The sequence below is a fragment of the Blautia sp. Marseille-P3087 genome, from assembly GCF_900120195.1.
Classification (GTDB): Bacteria; Bacillota; Clostridia; order Lachnospirales; family Lachnospiraceae; genus Blautia_A.
Map to the genome: position 1 here is coordinate 1,259,604 of NZ_LT635539.1, position 13,482 is coordinate 1,273,085.

Sequence of the window (13,482 nt, forward strand, 5' to 3'; positions counted from 1 at the left end):
GCTCAGGCTTCCTTTGCTTCGTCAGCAATGAGAGTTACGGCTTTCTGTACAGCCATATCTTTCTTCATCTGCTCTAACTCGCGGTCACCAAGCAGTTCTTTGATCTTCTCCACTTCCATCTTGTATGCATCAGCCATTTTCTTAAATTCTTCTTCAACTTCTTCTTCTGTTGGCTGAATGTTTTCAACTTCTGCGATCTTTTCAAGAACAAGTCTTGTCTGGATTCTCTTGAGAGCCTGTGGTTTCATTTCTTCCTGCATCTTGTCAAGAGTCATTCCTGTAAACTGGAAGTACTGTTCCATGGTAAGTCCCTGAGACTGCATTCTTCTGGAGAAATCATCCAGCATCTGACGAACCTGTGTATTCAGCATAGCATCCGGAATATCCATCTCAGCGTTTTCGATTGCTTTATCTACTGCTGCATTTTCTTTTGCAGTACGTGCAGCTTTTTCTTTCTTTTCTGTCAGGTTTTTCTTAACGTCTTCTTTGTACTCTGCAAGAGTGTCAAATTCAGAAACGTCCTGTGCGAAATCATCGTCAAGTTCCGGAAGCTCTTTTGCTTCTACTTTCTTAACGTCACACTGGAATACAGCTTCTTTGCCTGCAAGCTCTTTTGCCTGATATTCTTCCGGGAATGTAACCTTAACTTCTACGTGGTCACCTGCTCTGGAGCCAACGAGCTGATCTTCGAATCCCGGAATGAAAGAATTGGAACCAAGTGTCAGCGGGTAATCTGTACCTTTGCCGCCTTCAAATGCTTCTCCGTCAACAAATCCTTCGAAGTCGATTGTTGTGATGTCGCCGTTTTCTGCTCCACGTTCTTCAACTGTAACTGTTCTGGAGTTTTTCTCCTGCTCTTTCTTCATCTCAGCATCAACGTCTTCGTCTGTTACTTCTGTCTCAGACTTCGGAACTTCTACACCTTTGTACTCACCAAGAGTAACTTCCGGTTTAACAGCAACTTCTGCTGTGAAGATGAATGCTTTTCCTGGCTCAGCCTGTGTTACATCGATTTCCGGCTGGGAAACGATTTCAAGATCACATTCTTCCAGTGCTTTGCTGTAGTGCTCCGGAATAAGAGCGTTTGCAGCGTCTTCAAGGAAGATTCCTTTTCCGTACATCTGCTCGATCATTTTTCTCGGTGCTTTACCTTTACGGAAGCCAGGAAGAGTGATTCTTCCTTTTGCTTTCTGGTATGCAGCCTGCATAGCTTTCTCTAAATCTTCAGCAGAAACCTCGATTGTCAGTTTCGCCATGTTTTTTTCCAGTTTTTCCACCTGTAAACTCATGTTTCCTGTTCCTCCTTAATTTTCAGGTTAGATCTCTTATATTGTAACCGTTCTGTACTTCTGCAGTTACTTATATTCTAACTTTTCCTTTATTCCTGCGCCTTCTGGCGGCATCAGGCAACTGTATCTCTATATAATGAGATACAATTACAGTCATTATCGTAGTATAGCACAATGTCTTTAAAAACACCAGTATTTTTTTATGAAAAAGCCTTGTTTTTCCTTTATTTTCGGCTATATACCACGGATTCCGCAATTTCATCCGCTGTTTTTTCACCTAGAAGCTGTCCAATCAGGCTGAGTGCGAAGTCAACCGCTGTTCCGAGGCCGCGGCTCGTTGTGACATTGCCGTCGATGACAACACTGTCCAGAGAACGCTCTGCTCCTTTTAATCCGTCCATGCAGGATGGATATGCGGTCGCTTTTCTGCCCTCAAGAAATCCCAGTGCGGCAAATACGGTCGGTGCTGCACAGATGGCTGCGACCTTTTTGCCCTGTTTATAAAAATCTGTCAGGAGATCACAGAGCGGCTGATATTCTCCGAGATATTTTGTGCCCGGCATGCCACCCGGGATTACAAGCATGTCCGCATCAGAAAAATCGGTTTCTTTAAAAACAAGATCTGTCTGCATATGGATTCCGTGAGAAGTGGTGATGTCCCTGATGTCCTTAATAGAAACTGTCTTTATATCGATCTGTGCGCGGCGCATCAGATCGACTACAGTCAGTCCTTCAATGTCTTCAAATCCGTCTGCCAGAAAAATATATACTTTTTTGCTCATAAAAAATTCCTCCCTTATTGACATATTGGCTTTGCTGCCTGCCCGTTGTTTTATCGCCATTCTGTCATTCAGTATAGCATTTCACGTCCAAAAGGGATATACTAAATCTGAAAATATCATAATTTATCAAGGAGTTTTACTATGGAAATCGAAAGAAAATATCTGATAGAAAAAGAACAGCTTCCGGCGGATCTTGCATCTTATCCGTTTCATAAGATCGAGCAGGGATATCTCTGTACTTCACCTGTCGTTCGCATCCGCAGACAGGATGACGATTATTTTCTCACTTACAAATCAAAAGGCCTCATGGCCAGAGAGGAATATAATCTTCCGCTGCCGCAGGAGGCCTATGAACATCTGAAATCTAAGGCAGACGGTCTTGTCATCTCCAAGATACGTTATCTGATTCCGGAAAAAAACGGTCTGACGATCGAGCTCGACGTTTTTCATGAAGATTATGAGGGACTGCTTCTGGCAGAAGTAGAATTTCCATCCGAAGAAGCAGCGAATTCCTACACACCGCCGGCATGGTTCGGACGTGATGTTACCTTCTCTTCCGATTATCATAACAGTACATTGAGCAAGGGCAGGAAATAATCCCGCCCTTACTTTTATTTACATTCTGTTTTCTCTGTTATCTCATCTTTGCTTCTTTGTATCTGGCAACATTGTAGATTCCCTCGTTAAAATGTTTCCTTATTCTGTGGTTGATTTCTTTATGCATAAAGACCTTCCCCGTACTTAAAAGATTTTGGTGGTCCACTTGCTCATATCCCAGACCTCATTTACCACATCCTGATAAAACTCCGGTTCATGGCAGATCAGAAGGATACTGCCCCTGTATTCCTTAAGTGCACTTTTCAGCGCCTCCTTTGCATCTACATCAAGGTGGTTGGTTGGCTCATCCAGAAGCAGGACATTTGTGTCTCTGTTTACAAGCTTGCACAGACGTACCTTCGCCTGCTCACCACCACTTAAGACACGTACCTGGCTCTCGATATGTTTGGTAGTCAGTCCGCATTTCGCAAGGGCTGAACGGATCTCATACTGTGTATAAGACGGAAATTCCTGCCAGAGTTCCTCGATACAGGTTGTCTTATTGTCGCCTTTTACTTCCTGCTCAAAATAGCCAAGTTCCAGATTTTCACCTCGTTCGCAGTTTCCTTTGAGTGCCGGGATCAATCCGAGAATACTCTTTAAAAGTGTCGTTTTTCCGATTCCGTTTGTTCCGACCAGTGCGATCTTCTGTCCACGCTCCATAATAAAATTCAATGGTCTGGACAGTGGCTCATCATAGCCAATCACAAGGTCATGCGTCTCAAACAGCATTTTTCCCGGAGTACGTCCATAACGGAAATTAAACTCCGGCTTCGGCTTTTCTGCCGCCAGCTCGATCACATCCATCTTGTCCAGCTTTTTCTGACGGGACATCGCCATGTTTCTGGTGGAAACACGTGCTTTGTTTCTTGCAACAAAATCTTTCAGTTCGCTGATTTCCTGCTGCTGACGACGGTATGCCGCTTCCAGCTGTGCTTTCTTCACTGCATACACTTCCTGGAAATGATCGTAGTCGCCGACATAACGGTTCAGCTCCTGATTCTCCATATGATAGATGATATTTACTACCTCATTGAGAAACGGGATGTCATGTGAGATCAGAATAAATGCGTTTTCATAATCAAGAAGATAGCGTTTCAGCCACGCAATATGTTCTTCATCAAGATAGTTGGTCGGCTCATCCAGAAGCAGGATATCCGGTTTTTCCAAAAGGAGTTTTCCGAGAAGGACTTTTGTTCTCTGTCCGCCACTCAGGTCTGTAACATCACGGTCAAGTCCCAGATCCAGAAGCCCGAGTGCTCTTGCAACTTCTTCGACTTTGGAATCAATAATATAAAAATCATGTAATGTCAGTTCATCCTGAATTGTTCCCAGTTCTTCCATCAGGACATTCATTTCTTCTTCATCCGCACTTCCGAGAAGATCACAGATTTCATTCATTCTCTGTTCTTTCTGAAGGAGCGGGTCAAAAGCAGATTTCAGCACTTCCTGGATCGTCATTCCTTTTTCCAGAACCGCATGCTGATCGAGATAACCTGCGCGGACGTTTTTGGCCCATTCTACCTTGCCCTCATCCGGCATCAGTTTTCCGGTGACAATACTCATAAAAGTAGACTTACCTTCGCCATTCGCACCGACAAGTCCGATATGCTCTCCTTTCAGGAGTCTGAAAGAAACATCTGAGAAGATTGCTCTGTCGCCAAAGCCATGTGTCAGATGTTCAACATTCAATATACTCATATTTATTCTCGCTTTCGTTAAAGTGATATGTGTGGATTCCTGCCGGAATTTATTCCTCAGTAATCCGGCTCTCTCGTATTATAGCCGAAGCCCTGTGACAAATGCAACCTGTTTTGTGTTTACATGATTCTCCATATCGGTCTGTTTATTGCATATGGTGCAAAAAACGGCCGCACACTTCCTGTGTACAGCCGTTTTTGCTGAAATCAATGTAAAAAGATTATGCTGTTTCGTTAAATACTTTTTTGTCCAGCGCGCCATTCTGATGTGCAACGATAGTTGTGCAGACAGCATCACCTGTAATGTTGACTGCAGTTCTGGTCATATCCAGGATACGGTCAATACCCATGATGAGACCGATTGCCTCAACCGGAAGGCCTACGGAGTTAAATACCATAGTCAGGGTTACAAGACCAACACTCGGAACACCTGCCGTACCTACAGAGGCAAGTGTTGCAGTTCCGATAACCGTCACGTAATCCATCGGACTTAAATGAATACCGAATGCCTGGGCTGCAAAAACTACAGCCACACCCTGCATGATGGAAGTACCATCCATGTTGATGGTCGCACCCAGCGGAATAGTAAAGGACGAAATCTTCTTGGATACACCGACTTTTTTGGACAGCGTATCAATAGACATAGGAATGGTCGCATTAGACGTTGCAGTAGAAAATGCGAATGCCATAACCGGGAAAAATTTCTTGATGAACCGAATCGGATTCAGACCTGTAAAGATCTTGAGCAGGATCTGATATACGCCGAAACACTGAATAGCCAGTGCCAGCAATACACCGATCATATACTTCGCCAGCGGGATAAATGCACTGAAACCGATATTCGCAAATGTACGGCTGATCAGACAGAATACACCGATTGGGGCAAGGCTCATGATCATCATGGTCATTTCCATCATGATATCATTAAACTGGCTGAAGAAGTTTGCAACTGTCTCTGCACGCTCGCCCATTTTTGCAAGAATCACACCGACGATCAATGCAAATACGATAACCTGAAGCATGCTTCCGCTTGCCAGAGAATTGATCGGGTTGTCCGGAATGATATTCAGGATCGTATCAGTAAGGGATGTTGCTTCCATGGTTTCTACAGAAGCTGCCGAAGACTGAATCGCGCTCATATCAAGGCCGATACCAGGATTGATCAGATTACCGACACCAAGTGCAACGCAAACTGCCATTGCTGTAGTTGCAAGATAAAATACCAGGGTTCTCACACCCACCGTACCGAGTTTTTTTGTATCTCCAATTGCCATACTTCCGCAGACCAGAGAGCAGAATACCAGCGGTACAACCAGCATCTTCATCAGACGGATAAATCCCTGTCCAATGACATAGAGAACACCTTCAATAATTACATCTTTTTTGAAACTGCTGTCCGGAACCAGATAGCAGAGCACGATACCAAGAATCGCTCCCGCGATCAGCGCGATAAAGATCTTGGTCGTCAGCCCTATCGCTTTTTTGTTCGGAGTTTTTGCTTGTGTGTTTTTTTCTTTCATTTTAACCCTCCGTTCTCTCATCCATGTATTCTTTCAGGGACTCTTTCCATTCCGGCATATCATACATTTCAATAATACGAAGGATAAAATTGTCCAGAACTGCATATGGCGGTCTGACAGATGAAAGGTCTGACTGCTCGGTAGGAACAGCTTTAAGTTCGATTGTTTTGCCGGCAAGTCTTAATATCTCCTGTGCAAACTCATAACGGTTACAGATACCGCTGCAGGTCACGTGATATGTTCCATATTCATTTGTGCTGATCAGATACAGAATCATTCTTGCAAGATCTTTGGCGCTGGTTGGAGAGCCAAACTGGTCTGATGCCACAGAAAGTGCTCTTCCGGACTCTGCCGCTTCCAATACACGGTTTACAAAGTTGCGTCCACCGTGTCCGTATACCCAGTTACTGCGGATGACAAAGTGCTTGTGTGTAAACTCTTTTACATAATTTTCGCCGGCTCTTTTAGATCTGCCATATACAGTCAGCGGATTCGTATCATCAAACTCTGTATACGGTTTCTTACTCTGTCCGTCAAATACGTCATCTGTAGAAAGCTGAACGATTTTTGATCCACACTTACGTGCAACGATACTTAAGTTTCTTGCACCAAGTGCATTGACACGGTATGCATGTTCCGGATTTTCCTCACACTCATCAGTATCTGTGATACCTGTACAGTTGATGATCACATCCGGTCGATTAACAGTACCGAAATTGATGACTTCATCTGTGTCCGTAATATCCAATTCATCGACATCTGTATTCAGTGCCTCAATCTGCATCGGATCCAGTACATCATTCAGTGCCCGTCCGATCTGTCCGCCGGCACCTGCAATCCATACTTTTAACATCTCTTTTACCTCCCTAACATAAAAGGAGCGTTGATTCAGATCAAAATCAACGCCCTTTAATCTTTATATCTTTTAAAATTTTAGCAAGTCAAAGTATTTCTGTCAAGAAAAAGGTGCACTACAGGCAGATTTTCCCACCCGCCGCACTTTTCTTATTCTCCCTGCGCCTTTCAGAATCTTCTCAACTCTCTTTGGCGTAGTTGCAGGCATGCCTCCTGTTTATTTTTATATGCATTCAGAGACATCACTGCCCCAGTAAATACGCTTTGATTCCATTTGCCATCCCATTTACCATCTTTTTCTGGCAGGCCGCATTCTGCATACGGCGGTCTTCCGCCGGATTGGACATATATCCGAGTTTGATCAGTGTCGTCGGTACCTTACTCCAGTTGTTTCCGCTCATTGTATCCGTCTCCCAGATATATTCTTTGCGGCATCCGGTCTCTTTTACATAGGCACTCAGGACAGCTTTGGAAAGATTATAAGATTGTTTATACATACTTGATGAAACAAATCGATTTCTTCTGGTCACGCAGATTGTCATGGCCCCAGTTTCAGGCTTCTGCGCCTTTTCTTTCTCCACAAGCGTCTGTCAGTCTGTCAATCACTTTGTTACAGATTACTGTGTAAAATGCGCCGAACACATTCAGTCCAACTCGAAGCGCTACTGCCATCGGCATTCCAAACATACCTGCTGCAATCGAAAGAGCTCCGAATGTATTAAACGCGGTCTGCCATGCGTAACCTGCTGAATAGCCGACACCGATTCCTCCGATCATTCCGATATACGGGTACATAGATTCCGGTAAAATCAGGTATAGTGCGATAAACAATACACATCCGACAATGTTAAACTGCCATCTTTTGCCTGACCTGGCGATGCAGTCATCTGTAAAAGGAAGGCACACAGACATACAGGCAATTCCTGCCCACATTGCTCTCGGCAATCCCAAAAGAGACACAATTAGCATTGCACTTGAAACGATCAGTGTCAGTTTCAGGTACCATCTGCCTCTCGCTGAATGCAGATCGAATTCACGGAACAGATCCAGAAAACTTCTTCTGTATGGACGATTTTCCTGGTTTTTGTAGAAGATAATCATGCAGAGAACCATTCCGACTGCAAGTCCTTCAACTCTCCTTATGTATTCCGCTCCGGTCACATCATATCCCAGAAGCAGAAGATATCCCAGCACAAATGTCGAATGATTATACATAATCACATTGTGGCATCCCAGAATCATCAAAAGAAGGATAGCTGCCGCATTTACAACAAATGCCCCGATCGGATTAAGGGTGTTGGCAAATCGCGGCGCAATCATAAGAATCACAAAAATTCCCACGATACTGAATAGTCCATGTGTCGTTTTGATTCCGAAATCCGCCTGCCGAAGCACAAGCACTGCAAGCAGTACCGTTACTCCCACGACGCTGTTGCCACTCCCGATCAGATTTGTATACAACGTTACCACCGCCACACAGAATGCCATCACAAGGTATACCTTAAAATTGTAGATCAGAATATGGCGGTGTTTTTCTTTCGGGTCTGCGGTATTTTTGATCAGTTGTTTCGAACCCACCGAACTCAGCTGAAGTTCCTGATAAAAAGTCATAAGTCTCGCTCCTTTTTTGTAAAGTGTAGAGAACTATACCGCAAATCCGCCGGAAGGTCAAGAGGAGATTTTCAATTGGACTTTTCTGTAATGGCTCTGTCTGTGATTTGTGGACTTAGCATCTATTTACTCATTCTTAGGGTATTCAATTTCAAGGCAATTTTTGACTCACTTTGCACTTACTCTTCCCTGGACCATCCAATCCCAGATCAGTTTTTGACTCACTTTGCACTTACCCTTCCCTGGACCATCCAGTTTACAAGTATTTTGTTGACTTTGCATGTATTTTCCCATACTATGGTCATTCACATCCGTAATTTTCGTGTACTTTTAACAAACTTACTTATTTACAGGTCATTTCTCACCTGAATTTCTGTTGGTCGCAGCTAGGCTTCCCCTCCCACAGGTCATTCCCAAACCGTAGTTACAAAGCTGAACAACTCTTACTTTTTTTCATTAGACAGGTCTATCCTGAATTTGTATTTACCTGCTCTGTCATATCCTTTTCCCAGGTCATTCATATTCTGCCGGTCCGTACAGTCGGCTTTCCTTTTTACATAAATCTCCTCATTCCTTCGCGAAACTCTTCTATAATCGGCAATTTTTTTACCCGTCTTAATTTAATCCCACATATCTGGCAGATTTGCTGCACTCCAGCTTCAACTAAAATATTCGATACTCTCACTTCTTTTGGTGCACCATACTGAAAAATAAATCCTATCAATTCTTCTGCCAGAGAAACAATGGTATCATCCTCCGGTTGCTGCAATTCACATTTCAGCATCATTCCAGATTTAGCATCCGCAATCATGCAAGTCGCCGGATTAGCAGGTCGCTTATATTTTTTATCATTCACCGAAACTCCAAGAATTGCTATATCTGCTTCTAAAACAGCATTACATTTTGATGCTTTTCTCAAATCTGCCATCAATTCCTCATCTGTAATAATCAGATTTCCAAATTGGAATGATGAAAATGGTAGTGGTTTAGCGCCAAAATTCCATGACTTTTTATCTTCTCCAAACTCAAAATAGTACATTTCACCCTTTTCGAAATCCACATCAACCTGTACACTTTCATATTGTTGCAATGCTAATTCCAGATTAAGAAAATAATTAGTCATTCGAATAACTTCATCCTGATTCATATTATAGGGATAATACCCTGCCTCAAAAGACTGAAAATATAACCATTGGTTCTTTCCTCTGTATTTATATCCCATTTCTTTGATATTTTTTCTCTGTTTATCCGTTAATTCCTCTCTGTTACCCCAATAACATGTCAGATTATTTTGAGAAAACATAACATAATCTATCGACAGATTTAGCTGCTCCTGCATTGTAAGCATCATGAAATCATTTAGTCCTTCATATCCTTCATATACAACAATCCCATAACAGTCCCCACCATGTCCCAGTATACTGTAAAACGTTGTGTCTTCTTCGTTTCCCTACCGTATTCCGATAATATCCAGATCCCAGAATTTATTCCATGGCTTCATTTCTTTTATTCTGGTTGCAACTTCATACAATTCTTTCCATTGCTCAATCGTAGCTTCTTTTCTCATATGTTCCCCTTTACCTTAATTCTGGATTTGAATTTCAGTTTTCTGCATATTCATATTCTTATCGTAGTCAAATACAATATTACTCCTACCTGAATTATTACATATGCACTCCAAAGCCACAACAACATTTTACAATACTTCAAATAATTTTCAAAATCATCTGCTGTAACGGTGTCTACACTATAACAGATATTCCTTTACAAGACTCTCCACAACTTTCATATCCAATCCATCCTGCAAAGTCTCAAATGTCAGAATCAACTTTTGTCCTGGAAAAATCCCATTTTTCTCGTAAGTTTCAATCTTCCTGATAGCATTTCTTGCATACTCAGGATCATCCATTCTCCCATCATGCTCCCAGTAGATTTCTTCTCCTGTTTTCCGGGATAAAAATGTAAAATCCGGATAAACTATGCCAAATCCTTTCAGGAAAATTGGATGCTCGTATTTATACGAAATGCCTGCATGATAAAAATAGTCTGCCAGAATCTTCTCTGATTTTGAGCGTACACGCTCCCCTTTTGCAGTTGTTATGATCGGAATATTTTCAGCAAACGCTTTACTCTTGTACGCTTCTTTTTCCCATTCATTTAAACGCTGTTCCCATGTTGGTCGCACTGGCTGAATCAGCTTCTGTCTCTCAGGATGTTCTTTCGTATATAATTGTTCAATTTCATTATCCTCATAATCCTTCAAAAGTCTTCGAAGCTGCTCCAGACGTTTCTTCACCAGATTGCGCAGTTTATTGTCATATGTATTTTGCGCCAGTCTGGTCGGAAGTTCTTTGTCTGACTTTGAAATATAGATATCCTTTTTCTTATTATTTTCATTCGGAAAATGATGAAAGTAACGTACTTTATTCTTGTCCATTGAAATTCGTAAAGTCCCTTCCAGCGCATCTGCCTTCGGCTCCCCAATTCCGCTCAGAATCTCTTTCAAACACTTTTCTTCCTCTAATAATTTCTGTTTTAATCCATACATGTGGTGTCCCTCCTTTATTTTTATTGTGATTCTGTAGAACATTAGAGATTCAAATTAGAATGAACATATAAATATATGAAAGCTTGATTATTTCATTAATTTATTTGAAACATACCTGAATTATAGCCATTTCTATAGGAACCGTATTGACTTATTTTAGACTTACTCCTACGTAAATCATCCGATTTTCCATTATAAACATGTTCGGTGACTTTCAGATAACTTCCTCTTCCCGTAGCACACCATTTCCGACATTTTTATGGACTTCCACAGCACTTACTCTTCTATAGATCATCTGATTTACATTCATTTTTTGACCTGTTCAATACATACTCATCTTCAGACCATCCAGTTTACAAGTATTTTGTTGACTTTGCATGTATTTTCCCATACTATGGTCATTCGCATCCGTAATTTTCGTGTACTTTTAACAAACTTACTTATTTACAGGTCATTTCTCACCTGAATTTCTGTTGGTCTATCCTGTATCTACTTTTTTCCAAGTCATTACATCTACATTACTTCGTGGAGCAGCTCTGCAAATGCTCCTGTCCGGATCATTCAAGCGTCGCAGATTTGATGAGTCAGCTTCAAGATTTCTTAAATTTAATCGTTACTAACCGGTAATAAGTTTTTTGGGAATAGAGATATTAGAGATATTAGAAATAATTGGAATGTTTTTAGAAAAACCCCGGAACCAAAGATTCCGGGGCCTGATGATTTCCGTATTCGATAATAAACTTGAAAAGCTCTGCTCTTCTTCGTTCCTGATTATCGTTTAGAGAACTGAGGTGCTCTACGAGCTGCTTTGAGACCGTATTTCTTACGTTCTTTCATACGTGGATCACGAGTAAGGAATCCAGCAGCTTTAAGAACTGGTCTGTATTCAGCGTCTGCTTCAAGAAGGGCTCTTGCAACACCATGTCTGATGGCACCAGCCTGTCCTGTGTATCCGCCGCCTGTTACGTTAACGAGAACGTCAAATTTGCCTTCTGTTTCTGTTGCAGCAAATGGCTGACGAACGATAACTTTCAGAGTCTCTAATCCGAAGTATTCGTCGATATCTCTTTTATTGATTGTGATTTTGCCTGTACCAGGTGTAAGGTAAACTCTTGCGATTGATTTTTTTCTTCTTCCTGTTCCGTAGAATTTTGCGCTAGCCAATGTCTCCTACCTCCTATTAAAATGTTAAGGTTTCCGGTTTCTGAGCTTCATGTTTGTGCTCTGGTCCGGCATAAACGAAAAGTTTCTTGTACATGGTTCTTCCCAGAGGTCCTTTTGGAAGCATACCTTTAACTGCCAGCTCAACAACCTTTTCCGGTTTCTTAGCCATCATTTCTTTTAATGTGGTCTCTTTCATTCCACCAACATAGTCGGAGTGATGATAATAAATCTTCTGGTCCATTTTCTTACCAGTAACTTTTACTTTGTCAGCGTTAACGATGATTACATAATCACCTGTATCAACGTGTGGTGTAAACTGAGGTTTGTTCTTTCCTCTTAAAACGCTAGCAACACCAGATGCCAGACGGCCCAGTGTACAGCCTTCAGCGTCAACTACATACCATTTTCTTTCGATTTTATCTGGATTAGCCATATAAGTCTGCATGGTTTTACCTCCTGTTATTTATCAACGATAGTTTGTTTAATCACGGTCTCCCGCAATATCATGTATAAAAATCCCTGGTGAACAGTGCAAATCTATATACTGCGGAAATGTCCGAAACCGCTGATAAAAACACCTTCGCCGGGGCTTTGGCTTAAGCGTTATCGCACTATGTCACATTGGGTTATTTTACTATAATGCCCTTTGCATGTCAACAGTTATTTCCGATTTTTTTACATTTTTTTTACACCGTAAAACAGTTGTATTTTTTATCCCGAAAAACAGTTATAATATATCTATTATTATAGAAGAAAATATTTTACAGCGGAGAATATGCCATGTCCAACATTACCAAAAAAGCTCTTATGGAGTCTCTGAAAAAACTTATGCTCCAGAAACCTTTAAACAAAATCACGATCAACGACCTGACCACCGACTGCGGAATCAGCCGTATGGCCTTTTATTATCATTTCAGGGACATCTATGATCTCGTAGAATGGGCATGTCTGGAAGAATCCACTAAAGCCCTGCAGGGTAAAAAAACATACGAAACATGGCAGGAAGGGCTTTTGCAGATTTTTGAAGCAGTCTACGAAAACAAAGCCTTCATTATAAATGCTTATCATGCTGTAAGCCGTGAACAGATTGAAAACTATCTTTTCCATCTCACACATGATCTCATTATGGGTGTTGTACTGGAGCAGTCAAAAGAAACCATGCTTTCCGATGCACAGAAAAATTTTATCGCTGATTTTTATAAATACAGTTTTGTCGGGATCATGCTCGACTGGATTCACCAGGGCATGAAAGATGATTACACTTCCATCTGCAACAATATGTGCACCACCATCCAGGGAAATATTACAAATTCTATCAAAAACTTTACAAATGTATCCAAATGATAAGATTTTGCTCATCCGGCATTTTTTGTCAATTGAATTGAACGGCAAATGGCAATACTATAGGAGACAGAA

The 13,482-nt window shown here is 41.6% G+C and carries 13 protein-coding genes and 1 pseudogene; 2 read left to right on the forward strand and 12 right to left on the reverse strand.

Annotated elements, in window-relative coordinates:
- Positions 1-2: 2 nt before the first annotated feature.
- Both tig and BQ7344_RS06110 read right to left on the reverse strand, forming a co-directional pair.
- Complete coding sequence (gene tig, locus BQ7344_RS06105) at positions 3-1,289, reverse strand: trigger factor (protein WP_072521854.1); 1,287 nt, start codon at positions 1,287-1,289, stop codon at positions 3-5.
- 224 nt (positions 1,290-1,513) lie between these two features.
- A complete protein-coding gene (locus BQ7344_RS06110) occupies positions 1,514-2,071 on the reverse strand; it encodes a DJ-1 family glyoxalase III (RefSeq protein WP_072521855.1) in 558 nt (185 codons plus the stop codon).
- Positions 2,072-2,212: 141 nt separating this feature from the next.
- Here BQ7344_RS06110 and BQ7344_RS06115 point away from each other — a divergent pair, with 141 nt between their 5' ends.
- Positions 2,213-2,668 carry a CYTH domain-containing protein gene (locus tag BQ7344_RS06115; RefSeq protein WP_072521856.1) on the forward strand — a complete coding sequence of 152 codons (456 nt, stop codon included), beginning with the start codon at positions 2,213-2,215 and terminating at the stop codon, positions 2,666-2,668.
- A 144-nt stretch (positions 2,669-2,812) separates the two neighbouring features.
- On the opposite strand, the gene BQ7344_RS06120 is transcribed toward BQ7344_RS06115, so the two are convergent.
- The 10 genes and pseudogenes from BQ7344_RS06120 to rplM all read right to left on the reverse strand — a co-directional run bounded on the left by BQ7344_RS06120 (position 2,813) and on the right by rplM (position 12,511).
- Positions 2,813-4,369: an ABC-F family ATP-binding cassette domain-containing protein gene (locus tag BQ7344_RS06120; protein WP_072521857.1), complete on the reverse strand. Its 1,557-nt coding sequence runs from the start codon at positions 4,367-4,369 to the stop codon at positions 2,813-2,815.
- 220 nt (positions 4,370-4,589) lie between these two features.
- On the reverse strand, positions 4,590-5,888 hold the full coding sequence (locus BQ7344_RS06125; RefSeq protein ID WP_072521858.1) for a dicarboxylate/amino acid:cation symporter: 1,299 nt from the start codon (positions 5,886-5,888) through the stop codon (positions 4,590-4,592).
- 1 nt (position 5,889) lies between these two features.
- A complete protein-coding gene (gene rfbD, locus BQ7344_RS06130) occupies positions 5,890-6,741 on the reverse strand; it encodes a dTDP-4-dehydrorhamnose reductase (RefSeq protein ID WP_072521859.1) in 852 nt (283 codons plus the stop codon).
- A 244-nt stretch (positions 6,742-6,985) separates the two neighbouring features.
- Entirely contained in the window at positions 6,986-7,324 is a 339-nt protein-coding gene (locus tag BQ7344_RS06135; RefSeq protein ID WP_235816058.1) for an N-acetylmuramoyl-L-alanine amidase, read from the reverse strand.
- Positions 7,296-8,354, reverse strand: a complete 1,059-nt coding sequence (locus BQ7344_RS06140; protein ID WP_072521860.1) for an FUSC family protein — start codon at positions 8,352-8,354, stop codon at positions 7,296-7,298. The genes BQ7344_RS06135 and BQ7344_RS06140 overlap by 29 nt, the downstream gene beginning before the upstream one ends.
- Before the next feature lie 553 nt (positions 8,355-8,907).
- Positions 8,908-9,393, reverse strand: coding sequence for a DUF6930 domain-containing protein (locus BQ7344_RS16930; RefSeq protein WP_442855821.1), 486 nt, complete (start codon positions 9,391-9,393; stop codon positions 8,908-8,910).
- A gap of 6 nt (positions 9,394-9,399) precedes the next feature.
- Positions 9,400-9,921: pseudogene (locus BQ7344_RS16935) on the reverse strand (DUF7309 domain-containing protein); the annotation flags it as partial.
- A gap of 180 nt (positions 9,922-10,101) precedes the next feature.
- The gene (locus BQ7344_RS06150; protein ID WP_072521861.1) at positions 10,102-10,902 is read right to left on the reverse strand and encodes a hypothetical protein; all 801 of its coding nucleotides are present in this window, start codon (positions 10,900-10,902) and stop codon (positions 10,102-10,104) included.
- Between the two features lie 771 nt (positions 10,903-11,673).
- Positions 11,674-12,066, reverse strand: coding sequence for a 30S ribosomal protein S9 (rpsI, locus tag BQ7344_RS06155; protein ID WP_072521862.1), 393 nt, complete (start codon positions 12,064-12,066; stop codon positions 11,674-11,676).
- Positions 12,067-12,082: 16 nt separating this feature from the next.
- Positions 12,083-12,511, reverse strand: a complete 429-nt coding sequence (gene rplM, locus BQ7344_RS06160) for a 50S ribosomal protein L13 (RefSeq protein WP_015542118.1) — start codon at positions 12,509-12,511, stop codon at positions 12,083-12,085.
- 335 nt (positions 12,512-12,846) lie between these two features.
- Between rplM and BQ7344_RS06165 the strand changes: the two genes are divergently transcribed.
- Positions 12,847-13,410 (forward strand): TetR/AcrR family transcriptional regulator, encoded by a 564-nt coding sequence (locus tag BQ7344_RS06165; RefSeq protein WP_072521863.1) that lies wholly within the window; start codon positions 12,847-12,849, stop codon positions 13,408-13,410.
- Positions 13,411-13,482: the final 72 nt, after the last annotated feature.

Coding starts and splice junctions, on each gene's coding strand:
- tig (WP_072521854.1), bottom strand. CDS start 1,289: ATGAGTTTACAGGTGGAAAAACTGGAAAAAAACATGGCGAAACTGACA.
- BQ7344_RS06125 (WP_072521858.1), bottom strand. CDS start 5,888: ATGAAAGAAAAAAACACACAAGCAAAAACTCCGAACAAAAAAGCGATA.
- BQ7344_RS06110 (WP_072521855.1), bottom strand. CDS start 2,071: ATGAGCAAAAAAGTATATATTTTTCTGGCAGACGGATTTGAAGACATT.
- BQ7344_RS06165 (WP_072521863.1), top strand. CDS start 12,847: ATGTCCAACATTACCAAAAAAGCTCTTATGGAGTCTCTGAAAAAACTT.
- BQ7344_RS16930 (WP_442855821.1), bottom strand. CDS start 9,393: ATGTACTATTTTGAGTTTGGAGAAGATAAAAAGTCATGGAATTTTGGC.
- BQ7344_RS06120 (WP_072521857.1), bottom strand. CDS start 4,369: ATGAGTATATTGAATGTTGAACATCTGACACATGGCTTTGGCGACAGA.
- BQ7344_RS06140 (WP_072521860.1), bottom strand. CDS start 8,354: ATGACTTTTTATCAGGAACTTCAGCTGAGTTCGGTGGGTTCGAAACAA.
- BQ7344_RS06150 (WP_072521861.1), bottom strand. CDS start 10,902: ATGTATGGATTAAAACAGAAATTATTAGAGGAAGAAAAGTGTTTGAAA.
- rplM (WP_015542118.1), bottom strand. CDS start 12,511: ATGCAGACTTATATGGCTAATCCAGATAAAATCGAAAGAAAATGGTAT.
- BQ7344_RS06115 (WP_072521856.1), top strand. CDS start 2,213: ATGGAAATCGAAAGAAAATATCTGATAGAAAAAGAACAGCTTCCGGCG.
- rfbD (WP_072521859.1), bottom strand. CDS start 6,741: ATGTTAAAAGTATGGATTGCAGGTGCCGGCGGACAGATCGGACGGGCA.